Origin of the sequence: Bradyrhizobium sp. SRL28, from assembly GCF_018596315.1 — a bacterium.
Classification (GTDB): Bacteria; Pseudomonadota; Alphaproteobacteria; order Rhizobiales; family Xanthobacteraceae; genus Bradyrhizobium.
Map to the genome: position 1 here is coordinate 108,649 of NZ_JAHEAG010000023.1, position 14,311 is coordinate 122,959.

At 62.7% G+C, this 14,311-nt stretch carries 14 protein-coding genes, 1 tRNA gene, 1 other RNA gene and 1 riboswitch; of the genes, 10 read left to right on the plus strand and 6 right to left on the minus strand.

Annotation, left to right across the window (positions count from 1 at the left end; all coding sequences use genetic code 11):
* Window positions 1-14 precede the first annotated feature (14 nt).
* From KIP88_RS31650 to KIP88_RS31660, 3 genes are all read right to left on the minus strand, one after another.
* Window positions 15-569 carry a hypothetical protein gene (locus KIP88_RS31650; RefSeq protein WP_214492071.1) on the minus strand — a complete coding sequence of 185 codons (555 nt, stop codon included), beginning with the start codon at window positions 567-569 and terminating at the stop codon, window positions 15-17.
* A 120-nt stretch (window positions 570-689) separates the two neighbouring features.
* Window positions 690-1,050: a transfer-messenger RNA gene (gene ssrA / locus KIP88_RS31655) on the minus strand.
* 47 nt (window positions 1,051-1,097) lie between these two features.
* Window positions 1,098-1,463: a hypothetical protein gene (locus tag KIP88_RS31660; protein ID WP_214492072.1), complete on the minus strand. Its 366-nt coding sequence runs from the start codon at window positions 1,461-1,463 to the stop codon at window positions 1,098-1,100.
* Between the two features lie 660 nt (window positions 1,464-2,123).
* Here KIP88_RS31660 and KIP88_RS31665 point away from each other — a divergent pair.
* Entirely contained in the window at window positions 2,124-2,363 is a 240-nt protein-coding gene (locus KIP88_RS31665; protein WP_214492073.1) for a hypothetical protein, read from the plus strand.
* A gap of 55 nt (window positions 2,364-2,418) precedes the next feature.
* Here KIP88_RS31665 and KIP88_RS31670 read toward each other — a convergent pair.
* Window positions 2,419-2,492: transfer RNA gene (locus KIP88_RS31670), tRNA-Gly, on the minus strand.
* Window positions 2,493-2,878: 386 nt separating this feature from the next.
* On the opposite strand from KIP88_RS31670, the gene KIP88_RS31675 reads away from it, so the two are divergent.
* The 7 genes from KIP88_RS31675 to KIP88_RS31705 all read left to right on the plus strand — a co-directional run bounded on the left by KIP88_RS31675 (window position 2,879) and on the right by KIP88_RS31705 (window position 8,377).
* Window positions 2,879-4,534, plus strand: coding sequence for a triacylglycerol lipase (locus KIP88_RS31675; RefSeq protein WP_214492074.1), 1,656 nt, complete (start codon window positions 2,879-2,881; stop codon window positions 4,532-4,534).
* Window positions 4,535-4,914: 380 nt separating this feature from the next.
* Window positions 4,915-5,493 (plus strand): methylated-DNA--[protein]-cysteine S-methyltransferase, encoded by a 579-nt coding sequence (locus KIP88_RS31680; protein ID WP_214492075.1) that lies wholly within the window; start codon window positions 4,915-4,917, stop codon window positions 5,491-5,493.
* A gap of 9 nt (window positions 5,494-5,502) precedes the next feature.
* Window positions 5,503-6,342, plus strand: a complete 840-nt coding sequence (locus KIP88_RS31685) for a helix-turn-helix transcriptional regulator (RefSeq protein WP_214492076.1) — start codon at window positions 5,503-5,505, stop codon at window positions 6,340-6,342.
* 52 nt (window positions 6,343-6,394) lie between these two features.
* The gene (locus tag KIP88_RS31690) at window positions 6,395-6,754 is read left to right on the plus strand and encodes a VOC family protein (RefSeq protein ID WP_214492077.1); all 360 of its coding nucleotides are present in this window, start codon (window positions 6,395-6,397) and stop codon (window positions 6,752-6,754) included.
* Between the two features lie 138 nt (window positions 6,755-6,892).
* Window positions 6,893-7,294 (plus strand): SRPBCC family protein, encoded by a 402-nt coding sequence (locus KIP88_RS31695; RefSeq protein ID WP_214492093.1) that lies wholly within the window; start codon window positions 6,893-6,895, stop codon window positions 7,292-7,294.
* Window positions 7,291-7,821 (plus strand): hypothetical protein, encoded by a 531-nt coding sequence (locus tag KIP88_RS31700; RefSeq protein WP_214492078.1) that lies wholly within the window; start codon window positions 7,291-7,293, stop codon window positions 7,819-7,821. Before KIP88_RS31695 ends, KIP88_RS31700 begins: the two co-directional genes overlap by 4 nt.
* Window positions 7,822-7,918: 97 nt before the next feature.
* Entirely contained in the window at window positions 7,919-8,377 is a 459-nt protein-coding gene (locus KIP88_RS31705; RefSeq protein ID WP_214492079.1) for a hypothetical protein, read from the plus strand.
* 123 nt (window positions 8,378-8,500) lie between these two features.
* Here the strand turns inward: KIP88_RS31705 and KIP88_RS31710 are convergent, their stop codons facing one another.
* The gene (locus KIP88_RS31710; protein ID WP_214492080.1) at window positions 8,501-9,940 is read right to left on the minus strand and encodes an MATE family efflux transporter; all 1,440 of its coding nucleotides are present in this window, start codon (window positions 9,938-9,940) and stop codon (window positions 8,501-8,503) included.
* A 239-nt stretch (window positions 9,941-10,179) separates the two neighbouring features.
* Between KIP88_RS31710 and KIP88_RS31715 the strand changes: the two genes are divergently transcribed.
* Entirely contained in the window at window positions 10,180-11,517 is a 1,338-nt protein-coding gene (locus KIP88_RS31715; RefSeq protein WP_214492081.1) for a sorbosone dehydrogenase family protein, read from the plus strand.
* 161 nt (window positions 11,518-11,678) lie between these two features.
* Here KIP88_RS31715 and KIP88_RS31720 read toward each other — a convergent pair whose 3' ends face one another.
* Complete coding sequence (locus tag KIP88_RS31720) at window positions 11,679-12,785, minus strand: 2'-deoxycytidine 5'-triphosphate deaminase (protein ID WP_214492082.1); 1,107 nt, start codon at window positions 12,783-12,785, stop codon at window positions 11,679-11,681.
* Between the two features lie 109 nt (window positions 12,786-12,894).
* A riboswitch (SAM riboswitch) is annotated at window positions 12,895-12,974 on the plus strand.
* Window positions 12,975-13,046: 72 nt separating this feature from the next.
* Here KIP88_RS31720 and KIP88_RS31725 point away from each other — a divergent pair.
* Window positions 13,047-14,240: an O-succinylhomoserine sulfhydrylase gene (locus tag KIP88_RS31725; protein WP_214492083.1), complete on the plus strand. Its 1,194-nt coding sequence runs from the start codon at window positions 13,047-13,049 to the stop codon at window positions 14,238-14,240.
* Window positions 14,241-14,311 lie beyond the last annotated feature (71 nt).

Sequence of the window (14,311 nt, forward strand, 5' to 3'; positions counted from 1 at the left end):
GCGGCTCTCGGCCGTCAGGACCGCAGCGCCATCACCAGCCGCACCGCGACGCCAGCCTGCCAGACCGGATAGAGGAACGAGACCTGATCGAGGCCAAGCGCATTGTCGAGCGCCAGCAGCGTGCCGGCGAGCGTCCCCGTGATCAGCATCGGCCACCATACGGCCGCCACACGTGGCCCCGCCAGCATGCCTATCCCAAGCGCCATCGCGCCCGCACCGACCAGCCCGCCAGTCAATCCGGCGAGCAGATAGCGCATGACCGCGGCAGCGCCCGCGGTCTGTCCCTCGATAAAGATCGCCGCATTCACCGCGCAGACAAAAGCGACCATGGTGACGATCGCAGCCAGCCCCGCCGCCCACCAGGGATTGGCGCTGAAGCGCCACACCAGAATGAAGACGAGCACGGCAAACGGCACCGCGATCAGCGAAATGCGAAGCTGGCCCGGCAAGCCGACGATCTGATCGATCAGCGCCGGCAACAGCGGCGTGAGAATGCCGGACACGATGCCGCCAGCGGCGATCATGAGCAGGTTTCGCGAGGTGTCGGTGGAAGTGATCGCCTGGGTCAACCCGCACTCCTCTTTACGACACGCCTGACGTTTTAGCACGGCAGCGACGGAGATTGAAGGCAACGGGCGAGGCGTGAGCCGGGCCGCAAATTAAAGCCGCGCCAACCCGAAGGCTGACGCGGCGATGGCCGTTCTGTTGCTAGGTGGACCAACCCCGAACGGTTACGCCGCGAGGCGCACTTCGTTCAATGCAACGTTATCGTTTGCATTTAGGTTTTTGACCCGATAACGGCGGTATCATGCCGAGCACAATTCAGAGCTTCTTTGCGACCATCGATCCTGGTTCGCCCCCGCCCTAGCAGCCCTGGGATTCGGCCTTTCGGCAGAATCGATCTCACCGAGATGAGACCTTTAAGCTCAAGCTGCTAAGGTGGAGGCGCCGGGTACTGCCCCCGGGTCTGCCCGCAGTCCACTCTAAGGTTCAGCGCCATCGTCTTGCGACGAAGCGACCCTACGCGTGATCGCTCACGAAAGATAGGCTTCTGTTGCCCGTAGTCGACGGGTCGAGCCGGCGACAGGCCTAAAGCGTCACAATCCACCCTTCGGAACGAAGAAGCAGAGCTCGTCGCCTGTGCGCCTGTTTATGAACAGCACGGGCAAATGATCTGGCGTGTCTTCAGACTTGATGATGTCGGGTGGGATGACTTTCCATTGGCCATCTTTGAGGTATTGCCACTGGTCCGAATGGTCGTCTGCGACGCGAAAGCGTGTTTTGAATACATCGCCGTTGTCGCAACACGATTTCCAGGGAACACCGAGCCGCTGTTGAGCGGCAGGGTTCATTTCCTGTTTGTTGAACCACTCGTGGTGCGGCATCGACGCATCGTGAGCGTCAGCACGAAAAGACACCAGAAGAATACCGAACATCGTTAGTACGCGACCGAACGCTTTCATGGCAGCCTCCATTCTGGACTGACATCAATTCGCGAATCACACGAACTCTCCGGCAACTAAGGAGGCCATACTCCGAAAAAAATGGGAGCCTCTTTTCTGAGCTACTGGATTTTTTTAGTAAGACTGTTGCTTTCCCGTTCGTGCGGAACGAAGTCGAAGTTCCGACCAGTGCAGCGAAGAAGCTCTCGGCGTTCTTCGTCAGCGCGCCGATTTACCGTCGAGCGAACTCTCAACCGTAGAAACACGGGGGAAGTTGAAATGCGGCCTGCACGCATCGTCGCAATCACGCTCACGTTTGCGATTGGCACACAGGCGCAAACGAGGGCCGACCACTCCCCATCAGGCGGATCTGTACAGGCCGCCGGCAAAGTGCGCGTTGAAACACAGGCACGAGTGTGAGGCGCGGCAACGGCAGATACGCGACCTCGCCTCCGGCGTCCGTATTAATGCGGGTGACGCGCCGCGGTTATGCAACAGACATCGGTCGAGGCAATGAACCCGATGCTGGGATAGGGATGCATCATGGAATGGAGCGGGCGATAAGGAATCGAACCATCGCAGCTTTGCGAACGAACCATCACGTTCAATTTTGCCTGCATATTTTCTGTTTGGTTACTTTGGCAAAGTTTTTTGGGGCGTTTGAAACTACTCGATGGGAACGTGACCTTTATTGAACTCATGGGACACGAGACGATCGCGCTTGGATATCTCTCAAAAAATATCGAGACGCCGTTTTCAAATTCCGCGCCAGTCAAAGCAATCGATCGGCACGAACTGTTTTTCCATCTAGATGGATACAGATATCGGGTTACCGTGGAGGCACGCGCGGACAATTTGAGAGAAACGCTGCGTCAGCTCAGGGAGAGCGGCTCAAGATTCGAGATGATCTATGATTTTTAAGCTGCGCCTCGTCGGTGGCCCGACTGGGCGTACGCGGCTCCCGTAGCGGAAGGCTTGGAGCGGGCGAAGGGAATCGAACCCTCGTATGCAGCTTGGGAAGCTGCCGTTCTACCATTGAACTACGCCCGCAAGTCCTTGCTCGGACTCATAAATTTAATTTCCGCCGATCGGCGTGGCACGGTTTTTGGCACGCGTTTAGTACCGCCCGTAGCAGAAGTTAGAGCAAATCACGTCGCGTTTTGCAATCTCGCCCGTGGGCCTCCTGGGAGCAGCTACCCTGCTTTGTGTCGACCGGTTGATCGTTCGGATTTGACAGCCTTTTTCTGTGTGCCGCGCTTGCCTTCGATGGGCAACACATGCCTGCGCGTAGATACATGGCGACGTTCGCCCCGCCGCCCTAAAGGCGGGGCGTAGGGAGGCGGGTAAGGCGGGCATATGTGCAGCAGGTCCGATGGCGCGCCACCGGAGATTGTGCTTATCTCGCGAGCGCAGACGATTTGAAGGGGACCGGTATCATGGCGAAGAAACCCGCCACGGGTGCAGCGACCACCCCAGCGACGCGTGTCGAGCAGCCTATCATTCTCATCCGCGGCTTCGGCGGCCTCGGCGTCGAAGACGAGAAGAAGATCGCCTACCAGGGCTTCAACGACGGCACCGTCTATCCGCAGAAAACCGGTGAGAACTATATTTATGAGGGCCTCATCCTGCGCTTCATGAAGTCGCGCTGGATCTACAACGATGCAACCAACATCGTCGGCTATTACAACAGCCCGATTGTCCGGGATAAGAACAGCATCCCGGCGGAACTTGCGGGCTTCGATCTCGACCTGTTCTCCGGGCATAAGGTCGTCATCGATCCGGCAACAGCGCTCAGCCTCGTCAGATCGACGACCGACGTGTGCAAGACCCTATGGGTTTTCCGCTACTACGACCTGGACGATCGCGAGGATTTCACACGTTATGGCAACGCGCTCGTGCGCCTCATCACGTTCATCGAAAAGCTGGCTGAGCATAAGCATCAGGCTGTCCCGAAGGTGAACATCATCGCCCATTCGATGGGCGGGCTTATTGTCCGTGAGGCGGTGCAACGAAGCTATGCCAAAGGCGAGGCCCCCAGGCACATCAACAAGATCGTCACCCTCGGCACCCCGCACCAGGGCATCTCTTTCCAGCTTCTCAAGGACTGGATCGGGATCGGCGCAGCCGCGGAGCTGGAGCAGTTCAATCCCGACCGGCAGAAAGACCCCAAGAACCTGGTCGGCTTCAAGAGGTTCGCCGAGCATTTCCCACCTGAACGAACGCTGACTGTGGTCGGCACCAACTACCGCACCTATGGCCCGGCGATCGCAAGCTGGCTGAACCGCGCCTTCTCAGTCGCCGGCGAGTTCGGCCCCAATTACAATCGCAGCGATGGCCTCGTGAAACAGACTTACGCGCAACTCCCCGGGGCGCCGCGCACCTTCGTGCACAAATGCCATGGCGGCCCCGATTCGCTCGTCACCTCCCGCGAGACCTTCGAGGTGGCGACGCGTTTCTTCTTCGGAAACATCAAGGTGCGGCTAAATCTCCTGAAGGCGAAGGTGAAGCGCGGAAAGGATCTGTTCGGCAAGAGCGAATTCTTCTTCGGGGTCAGCATCAAGCCGCGACGCGTCGATTTCGAGTTGTTCCATCAGAGCGCCGAGGCCGAGAACTGCTACGGGCCCTTCAGCAAAGAAGACTTGAGCGACAAGAGCACGGACGGGGTGTCGTTCAACTGGGTGAACGGGGACAATGGCGAGCGCCTGATCTGGGAAGGCTGGCTCGATACGGGCGCGAGCGCGCTCGCACCTGAAAGAACGCGCGAGGGCACGAAGGCTGGCGACGCGCAAAAGGCCGCACAGCCCAACGACATCGTCATACGGCTCGATTTCTACCTCGGCGAACGCGATCTCTTCGGTATCGGATTTTCCGACAACGTCGTCTTCCGCAAGCAATATTACGCGCGGGCCGTGTTCGACGACGTCAGCAATCTGGCGACCCTGCGCCAGCTGGTGTTGCATACCGGAGAGGATTTCACGGATCCCGAGCAAACCAAGCCCATGCGTCAGAAAAAAAGCCCTACCGATTGGGAATTCGACATTACCGGCACCGGTTTCGACGCAACCTTCGGCCTCACCTTCGCCGTGGTCTGAGGTGGGGTTTCGACCACGTCGAGTATGCGATGTGTACAGGCAAGGGCATAGGCGCGGGGCTTTAGTAGGTTTATTTAGCCTGTCCCACGGCGCCGGCTGGCTGCGATAGCGCTGCTGTTAAGCTGCAGTTCTGCCATTGAACTACGCCCGCGGAAGCCTCTTTAGTTTTGAGCACAATCTCCGCGCAAACGCTATCGCGTTTGTCACGAGGGAAAACCGGCATCCACTTTTCCGGATTATGCTCGTCCCGTGACTAGCCGACCTCGCGCCGTCCGCCTAAGCGTTTCCGTTCCTCTCCCCCGCCTCACCGTTAACATCCCAAAATTCCGGGTGCGCTCTTTCACGCCGATGCTATGATCCGTCTCGGGGCTTGGTGGCGTATGACGGGGCGCGGCTACAGCATTTTTGACACGGGGATCGGTCGCTGCGGCATCGCGTGGGGGCCGGCAGGCATCATTGGCGTGCAGCTTCCTGAAGTACGCGAGATCGATACGCGGCGGCGGCTGTTTCAGTTTTATCCGGATGCGCGCGAACTTCGGCCTCCCTCGAATGTCCAGGTTGCAATCGAAGGCATCACAGCGCTATTGCGCGGGGCGGCATGCGATTTCGCCGAGGTCGCGCTTGATATGACCGGCATTCCCGCCTTCACCCAGCGCGTTTATGCCTATGCGCGCGCGATCCCGCGCGGGGAAACCCGGACCTATGCGGAAATTGCCTCGGCCTTACGCGCATCCGGCGCGGTCTATTCGGTGACGCAGGCGATCGGCCGCAACCCCTTCATGATCATCGTGCCCTGCCATCGCGTGCTCGAGGCGGGCAACTATGCCGACAAGATCTCGCCGCACGGCGGCGCGATCTCCAAGCGCCGGCTGCTGTCGATCGAGGGCACCAGCCCCACCTCCAGCAAGACGCTGTTCGACGTGCTGATGCCCGTTGCACCGCCGCGGGCCCATAACTAGATCTGCGGGATGAACGCGACCACGCTCATTGAGCGCAAATTCATATCCGTGTCCGATTTTCGCTGCAGCGCGGGGCCCGGCGACACGCCGTTTGCGGAGCAGCATCGCGGCCACTCGATCTCCTATGTGCGCAAGGGCAGTTTTGGCCTGCATTGCCGCGGCAAGTTCAGCGAACTGGTCGCCGGATCGGTGCTGATCGGCCATCCCGGCGACGAATATACCTGCACCCACGAGCACGTCTGCGGCGACGAATGCCTGTCGTTCTTCATTAGTCCCGAACTGGTGGAAGCGCTCGGCGACAGCGGGGCGCCCTGGCAGGTCGGCGCCGTGCCGCCGTTGCCGGAACTGGTGGTGCTCGGGGAGCTGGCGCAATCGGCAGCAGATGGCAGCAGCGACATCGGTCTCGACGAGATCGGTCAGGTGCTGGCGAGCCGTTTTGTCGAGGTGGCTTCCGGCAAACCGCGCAAACCCGGCCCTGAGGCTGCGCGCGACCGTCGCCGCGCGGTGGAGACCGCGCTGTGGATCGATGCGAACTCGCACCGCCAGATCAATCTGGATGATGCCGCTGCCCAGGCCGGGATCAGCCCGTTCCACTTCCTGCGGCTGTTCTCGGAGGTGCTCGGCGTCACCCCGCATCAATATCTGGTGCGCTCGCGGCTGCGCCATGCCGCGCGGCGGCTGGCCGACGACGACAGCCCGGTCACCGATATCGCCTACGATGTCGGCTTTGCGGACTTGTCCAATTTCGTGCGGACGTTTGGCCGAGCCGCCGGCGCCTCGCCGCTGAAGTTCCGCCAGGCCTCGCGGGGCAAGCGCAAGATTTTCCAAGAACGGCTGGCCCTCCACTAGCTAGGCTTTCTCCAGACCGCGCGACTTCGCGCGCTTTGAACTGGAGAATATCATGTACGACCACATCGGATTACGCGTCGGAGACCTCGACGCCAGCGTGCGCTTCTATACGGCCGCGCTCGCGCCTCTCGGCTTCGTGCTGTGCTCACGCGACGATTCCGGCGCGGGCTTTGGCCCGAAGGACGCGCCCGCGCTCTGGCTGCATCTGCACAAGGGATCGGCCGGCTCGGCCGCGCATGTCGCGTTCCGCGCCAAGGATCACGTGGCGATCCAGAAATTCCACGCTGAAGGCCTGAAGGCCGGAGGCCGCGACAATGGCGGCGCCGGGCCGCGGGCGGATTACAGCCCGACCTACTTTGCGGCGTTCCTGATCGACCCCGACGGCAACAATGTCGAGGCGGTTTGCACGTGATGCGCCACGCCCCCCACCGTCATTGCGAGGAGCGCAAGCGACGAAGCAATCCATGCCTCAGCAAGTGGCGAGATGGATTGCTTCGCTTCGCTCGCAATGACGGCTGAACGTTCATCCTCTTTCAACAAGGACTTACCCATGGCCTCCATCCACAAAGAAATCCTCATCGACGCCTCCCCTGACCACGTCTGGGACGCGCTGCGCGATTTCGGCACGCTGCATACGCGGCTGGTGCCCGGCTTCGTGACCGACACCAAACTCGACGGCGACGCGCGCATCGTCACGTTCGCCAACGGCACAGTAGCGCGCGAGATCCTGGTCGATTGCGACGACCGCAAGCGGCGGCTGGTCTATGCCGTTGTCAGCGAACGTATCAAGCAGCACAGCGCCTCGGCACAGGTTTTCGCCGAAAGCGACGGGCGCACCCGCTTCGTGTGGATCGCCGACGTGCTGCCGAACGAGATCGCGCCCTACATGGATGCGCAGATGGATCTGGGCCTGCTCGCGATGCAAAAAGCATTGGGACGTAGCGCGGCATGATATCAGCATTTCTCGACGCCCTCGGCGCGGACGGCCCCTCGGCCGACCGCGCCGGCAAGATGGATCTCTACGGCCGCTTCGTCGGCTCCTGGGATCTCGATGTCAGGCAATTTTCCGAGGACGGCACCGAGCGCCGCCGCGCCGGCGAATGGCATTTCGGCTGGGCGCTGGAGGGGCGCGCGATCCAGGATGTCTGGATCGTGCCGCCGCGCGGCGAACTGCGGCACGGCGATGCCGCGGCCAATTTCAACTCGTATGGCACCACGCTGCGGGTCTACGATCCCGATATCGACGCGTGGCGGATTCAGTGGACCGACCCGGTGACGCGGAATTTCCTGCAGATGATCGGCCGGGCGGAAGGTCGTGACATCGTGCAATTGGGCACACGGCCGGACGGCCAGCTGGCCCGCTGGAGTTTTGCAGACATCACCGCCGATTCATTTCTGTGGCGCGGCGAAATCTCGGCGGATGCGGGCGCGACATGGCGCGTCGTCACCGAGTTCACCGCCCGCCGCAGGAAAACGTGATCTTTCTCACAGATCGGTTCCTTGCTCGCTCCTAGCCTCGGCGTGTGCGTCCGAATGGCGCCGCGCCCGCGGCCGCCCGCGCATGAGGAACAGAACCATGACTGGAGCTGACAAGGTCGTCTGCCACGCAGCCACGCTGCTTTTGCTGTTCACCCTGACTTCGATGCCGGCAAAGGCGCAGTTCGGAGGCGGCGGAGGTGGCGGCCAAGACATGATGACGCAGATGGCGCCGATGCTTGAAATGATGAAGGCGAAAATGGGCAAGCGCCGCTTCGCCATGATGATGCAGACCATGGGTCCGATGATGAGCCGCATGATGGAAGGCGGCGGCGGGTTCGGCGGCATTCCCGCCGGGTTCGGCGGCGGTTATGGCGGCGGCTATGTGCCCGAAGGTTACGGCGTGAACTACGGTGGCATGAATATAGGTGGCGGCGGCGACTTCATGGGCATGCTCGGCGGCGCTGGCGGCGGCGAGCTGATGAGCATGGTCCCGCAACTGATGCGCATGGCCAATGTCGGCGGCGGCCGTCACGGCCGGCGGCGCACGCGGCGGTAAGTAGTTCCGTCATTGCGAGCGAAGCGAAGCAATCCATCTTTCCGCACGCGAGGATAGATGGATTGCTTCGCGCTGCCTGTCTTCGGGCGCGCATTCGCGCGACCCGTTGGCTCGCAATGACGATCAAGACAGCGCCGGCTTCACCACGGCCACAGGCTGCTTCGGCCCCCAACGGGTCAGCATCACGCTGACGCACGACAGCACACCGAGCAATACCATCGAGGCCGCCGCGAGCTTGAAGAAGTCCTGTGCGGTCGCGTCATGCGTCGACAGCCACCAGCCGCCAGCGCCGATAAACAGCAACCGCGCGGTCTGCGCCAGCACCGGGCCGATCACCTTGGCCGCACCCTGCGATGAAAAATAGCACGTGGTGGAAAGGCCGAGGAAAGCATACATCGGCGCCGCCGTAGACAGATATTGTCGGCTTGCGGCCCGCACGCTCGCATCGTCGGTGAAAAGATTCACCCAGATGTCGGGGAATACAGCAATGAAGCTCGCGGCCGTGCCGACCGAAACGAAGGCGACGAGCCCCGCGATCCAGCAGATCCTGCGGGCCCGCGCGATGCGCTGCGCACCGATGGCCATGCCGACCATCGGCACCGAGGCGATGCCGACCGCGAAGGCGATCGAGATCAGCATGAATTCGAGCCGTGCGCCGACGCCGTAGCCGGCGAGAATCTCGGTGCCGAAACGCGCCAGCATGTAGGTGAAGATGCTGATCGTCAGCACCGACTGCAGCGGTGAGAAGCAGGCAATGGCGCCGACCTTGAGAATGTCGATGAACATCGCCCATCGAATGCGAAGCCCGCGGATTTTCGGAATGACGCGCGCGCGTCCGGAAAACAGATACCAGGACATCACGGCGATGCTGATCAGATAGGCGATCAACGAGCCCGCCGCGACGCCGCGCATGCCGAATTGCGGGATCGGGCCGAGGCCCAGGCCCAGCGTGCCGCCGAGAATGATCTGGCAAATGGCCGACGAGAGCATCATGAGCGACGGCAGCTTCATGTTGCCGGTGCCTCGCAAAATGCCGGACATCGTGTTCATCAGCCACGGCACCACCGCGCCGCCGAAGAAAATCTGCGTATAGGCGACCGCCTGCGTCAGCACGTTGCCGCGGCCGCCGAGCAATTCCAGAAGCGCGGGGCCGAAGATCAGCATGCCCAGCATGAAGGTCAGGCCGAAGCAGAGGCCGATCAACAGCGCATGCGCGGCCAATGTAGAGGCGCGGTCGATATCGCCGGCGCCGAGCGCCCGCGCAATCGCCGAGGCCACGCCGCCGCCCATGGCGCCGCCCGACATGGTCATGGTCAGGATCACGATCGGAAACACCAGCGCCATGGCGGCCAGCGATTCCACGCCCAAGCGCCCGATATAGGAGGTCTCGGCGATCACGACGCAGGTGCCGGCGGTCAGCGCGATCACGTTCGGCCAGGCCAGCCACAGCAGCGTGCGCAGGATCGGGCCGTCGACCAACGCGTTCTTCAACGGCGCTTCCGGCGGCGGAAGCAGGCGTTCCTTCTCGTCGACGGGAATTTCGGCAACGCCGAGGTCGGACATTTCTGCTCCCGCGCCGCGGATTTGGTTCCACGGCGCGCTGCTTCCTAGCACGGCGGGGGTCGATTCCACGTGCGCCGGGCGCAATGGGGGCCTGCGGGATTGTGCTGCAGGGCCGCGCTCTGTCCTCCACTTGAGCGCGAGGCGCGCCCGGGCGGCCATTTCACGGGGAATTCATGCCGTCCCCACGAACGTTTGAGGCGGCATCGCATTGGTATGGCGACACCCCAGGGAACCCCATCATGCGCAAGCACCTCCTCCTGGCCGTGAGCGTTGGCGCGCTGGCGCTGCCGCTTGCCGCCTGCAACGACGCAAAGGAAACCGCGACCGTGGCGCAGACGTATGGTCCTTCGCCCACCTTGCCGCCACCCGAACATTCATGGATCCCGACGGTCGCTATCGCCAGTGTCAATCGCTGGCCCGACGGCGCCAAGCCATCCGCCGCCAATGGCATGGCAGTTAATGCCTTCGCCACCGGGCTCGATCATCCGCGCACGGTCTATGTGCTGCCGAATGGCGACGTGCTGGTCGCCGAGAGCAACGCGCCGCCGAAGCCGGACAGTGGCTTCAGCATCAAGGGCTTCATTTACGGGTTGGCGCAGAGTCGGGCGGGCGCAGGCGTTCCGAGCGCCAACCGTATCATGCTGTTGCGCGACGCCGATGGCGACGGCGTTGCCGAGACGAGAAGCGCCTTCATCAGCAACTTGAATTCGCCGTTCGGCATGGTGCTGGTCGGCAAAGATTTCTATGTCGCCAACGCCGACGCGATCGTGAAATTCCCGTACCGCGAGGGCGACACCAAGATCAGCGCGCCCGGCGTCAAGCTGGCGGACCTGCCCGCCGGCCCACTCAATCACCACTGGACCAAGGATCTGACTGCAGGCCCGGACGGTACGAAGCTCTATGCGACTGTCGGCTCCAACAGCAATATCGGCGAAAACGGCATGGAGGCCGAGAAAGACCGCGCCGCCGTCCTCGAAGTCGACCGCGCGAGCGGCCAGTGGCGCGTGTTCGCCTCGGGCCTGCGCAATCCGAACGGCCCAGCCTGGAATCCGAAAACCGGCGAGCTCTGGGTCGTCGTCAACGAGCGCGACGAACTCGGCAATGATCTCGTGCCTGATTACATGACCTCGGTGAAGGACGGCGCGTTCTACGGCTGGCCCTACAGCTATTTCGGCGACCGCGTCGACACCCGCGTCGAGCCGCGACGGCCGGATATGGTGCAGAAAGCGATGTCTCCGGACTATGCGCTCGGCGCGCATACTGCCTCGCTCGGGTTGGCGTTCAACACCGGCAATCTGTTTCCGCAGGAAATGGAAGGCGGCGCGTTCATCGGCCAGCACGGCTCGTGGAATCGCAAACCGCGCGCCGGCTACAAGGTGATCTTTGTTCCCTTCAAGGACGGCAAGCCTTCGGGTACGCCGCAGGACGTGCTGACTGGCTTCCTCAACGACAAGGGCGAGGCGCAGGGCCGGCCCGTCGGCGTGCGGCTCGACAAGCAGGGCGCATTGCTCGTCGCCGACGACGTCGGCAACACGATCTGGCGCGTGACGCCCGCGGCGAAATCGGCATCGCGGTGAACGTGACGGTCTCGTGCCCCGGACGCAGCGCAGCACGCAGTGATGCGCTGCAGAGCCGGGGTCCTGGCGTGCCGAGGAAGCTGGGTCCCGGCTCAGCAGTGCAGCGTTACCGGACGATGCTACGCATCGCCTAGGCTGCACCGCGTCCGGGACACGACAAGCTACACCCGGAAATGCTTGCTTAGCTTCAGCCCCTGCGCCTGGTAGTTCGAGCCGATGCGCTGGCCGTACATGGCGTCGGGGCGCGACAGCATTTTTTCGTAGACCAGGCGGCCGACGATCTGGCCGTGCTCGAGGATGAACGGCACCTCGCGCGAGCGCACTTCGAGCACCGCCCGCGCGCCCTGCCCGCCGGCGCCGGCATAGCCGAAGCCGGGATCGAAGAATCCGGCGTAATGCACCCGGAATTCTCCAACCAGCGGATCGAATGGCACCATCTCGGCGGCGTAATCCGGCGGCACCTGCACGGCCTCCTTCGAGGCCAGGATATAGAACTCGCCGGGATCGAGAATGAGGCTGCCGTCGGGACGCGCCGGGATCGGCTCCCAGAACTCGCCGACCACATAGCCGCCGCGGCGGTCGATATCGACCACGCCGGTGTGGCGCTTGGCGCGGTAGCCGACGAAGCCTGACGCATTCTCGCCGGACAGATCGACGGATAGCGCCACGCCATTGGCCAAATCCGCATCGTCGATATCGACCAGCCGCTCGGCGCCATGCAGCGCGTCCAGTTCGTCGGCGTTGAGGATGGCATCACCGGTGCGGAAGCGCACCTGGGAAAGCCGGGAACCCTCGCGCAGCAGCACCGGAAACGTCTTGGGGCTGATCTCGGCATAGAGCGGGCCGTGATAGCCCGCGCCGATCATGTCGAAGCGGCGGGTGCCGTCGGCGATCACGCGCGTGAACACGTCGAGCCGCCCGGTGGAGCTCTTCGGATTGGCGGCCGCCACGATCTGCGGCGGCAGCGCGAGACTTTCCAGGAGCGGCACGATGTAGACGCAGTTGGTCTCCAGCACCGCGCCGTCGGAGAGGTCGATCTCGTGCAGCTTCAGTTCATCGATGCGCTCGGCGACGGTGGAGTCGGGACCAGGCAGGAAGCTCGCGCGCACCCGGTAGGCGATGTTGCCCAGCCGCAAATCGAGGCTCGCCGGCTGGATCTGGCTTTCGACAAAGGGATATTCCGGCAGGATCAGGCCCGCATCCGTCATCGCCGCGATCATGCGGTCGGGCAGAATTCCGTTGGCGTCGGGCGGAAGCTTGAACGGCACGGCGCGATCCTCAATACGGCCCAAATAGCATCCAAACCTCGTAAATATGGGCTTTTAGGGGTTATCCGATGGCCGCCTTGACGGGAAGGGCGCGAGGTAATATCAGCATGACTTATCCCGTGGTGATTTGAGCCGGCCGGCTTGCAGCCACGTTAAATAAGTCGCTAAACAGGCCGGGGACACGTGTGATCCCGGCCTGTGGAAATTTTTCCAGGCCGGTTTTTTGTGACCATTTTCGATAGTGGTCATGGCGGAGGTCACATGTCTGAGACTGGTTCTACCAAGCGTTATCGTCCCGAAACCCGCCTTGTCCATGGCGGCACGCTGCGCTCGCAATTCGGCGAGACGTCGGAGGCGCTGTTCCTCACCCAAGGCTACGTCTACGACAGCGCAGAGCAGTGCGAGGCCCGGTTCAAGGGCCAGGAGCCCGGCTTTATCTATTCGCGCTATTCCAATCCGACGATTGAGATGTTCGAGCGCCGCATGATCGAGCTCGAGGGCGCGGAAGCCGCGCGCTCGACCGCGACCGGCATGGCCGCGGTGACGACCGCGATCCTCGCACCGCTCCGGGCCGGCGACCACGTGGTCGCTTCGAAAGCTCTGTTCGGCTCGTGCCTTTACGTGGTGCAGGATCTCTTGCCGCGCTACGGCATCGAGACGACGCTGGTCGACGGTCTTGATCTCGACCAGTGGCAGCGCGCATTGCGGCCGAACACCAAGTCGTTCTTCCTGGAGAGCCCGACCAATCCGACGCTCGACGTGCTCGACATCCCGGCGATTGCCGAAATTGCGCACAGTGGCGGCGCACGGTTGATCGTCGATAACGTCTTCGCCACGCCGATCTGGCAGAGCCCGCTTTCGCTTGGCGCCGACGTCGTGGTCTACTCCGCCACCAAGCACATCGACGGCCAGGGCCGCTGCCTGGGCGGCATCATCCTGTCGTCGGAAGCTTTCATCGCCGAGCACCTCCATAACTTCATGCGCCATACCGGCCCGTCGCTGTCGCCGTTCAACGCCTGGGTTTTGTTGAAGGGACTGGAGACGCTGGGCGTCCGCGTGCGCGCGCAGACCGAGACAGCGGCCAAGGTCGCCGACGCGCTCGCGGCGCATCCGAAAATCTCGCGGCTGATCTATCCCGGCCGCGCCGATCACCCGCAAGCCGAACTGGTGAAAAAGCAGTTGCGCGCCGGCTCGACGCTGGTCGGCTTCGAGGTCAAGGGCGGCAAGCAGGCCGCATTCCGCTGCCTCAACGCGTTGCGGATCGCGCGCATCTCGAACAATCTCGGCGACGCCAAGAGCCTCGTCACCCATCCCTCGACGACGACGCATCAGCGGCTGACGCCGGAGGCGCGCACCGAACTCGGCATCAGCGAAGGCTTCATCCGCTTCTCGGCCGGGCTCGAGCATGCCGATGATCTGATCGAGGATTTTGCGGCGGCGCTGGAGAAGGCGTGAGGCTTGCGCTTACCCTCCCCTGGAGGGGGAGGGTCGGCTCGCATGAGCGTAGCGAAATGCGAGACGGGGTG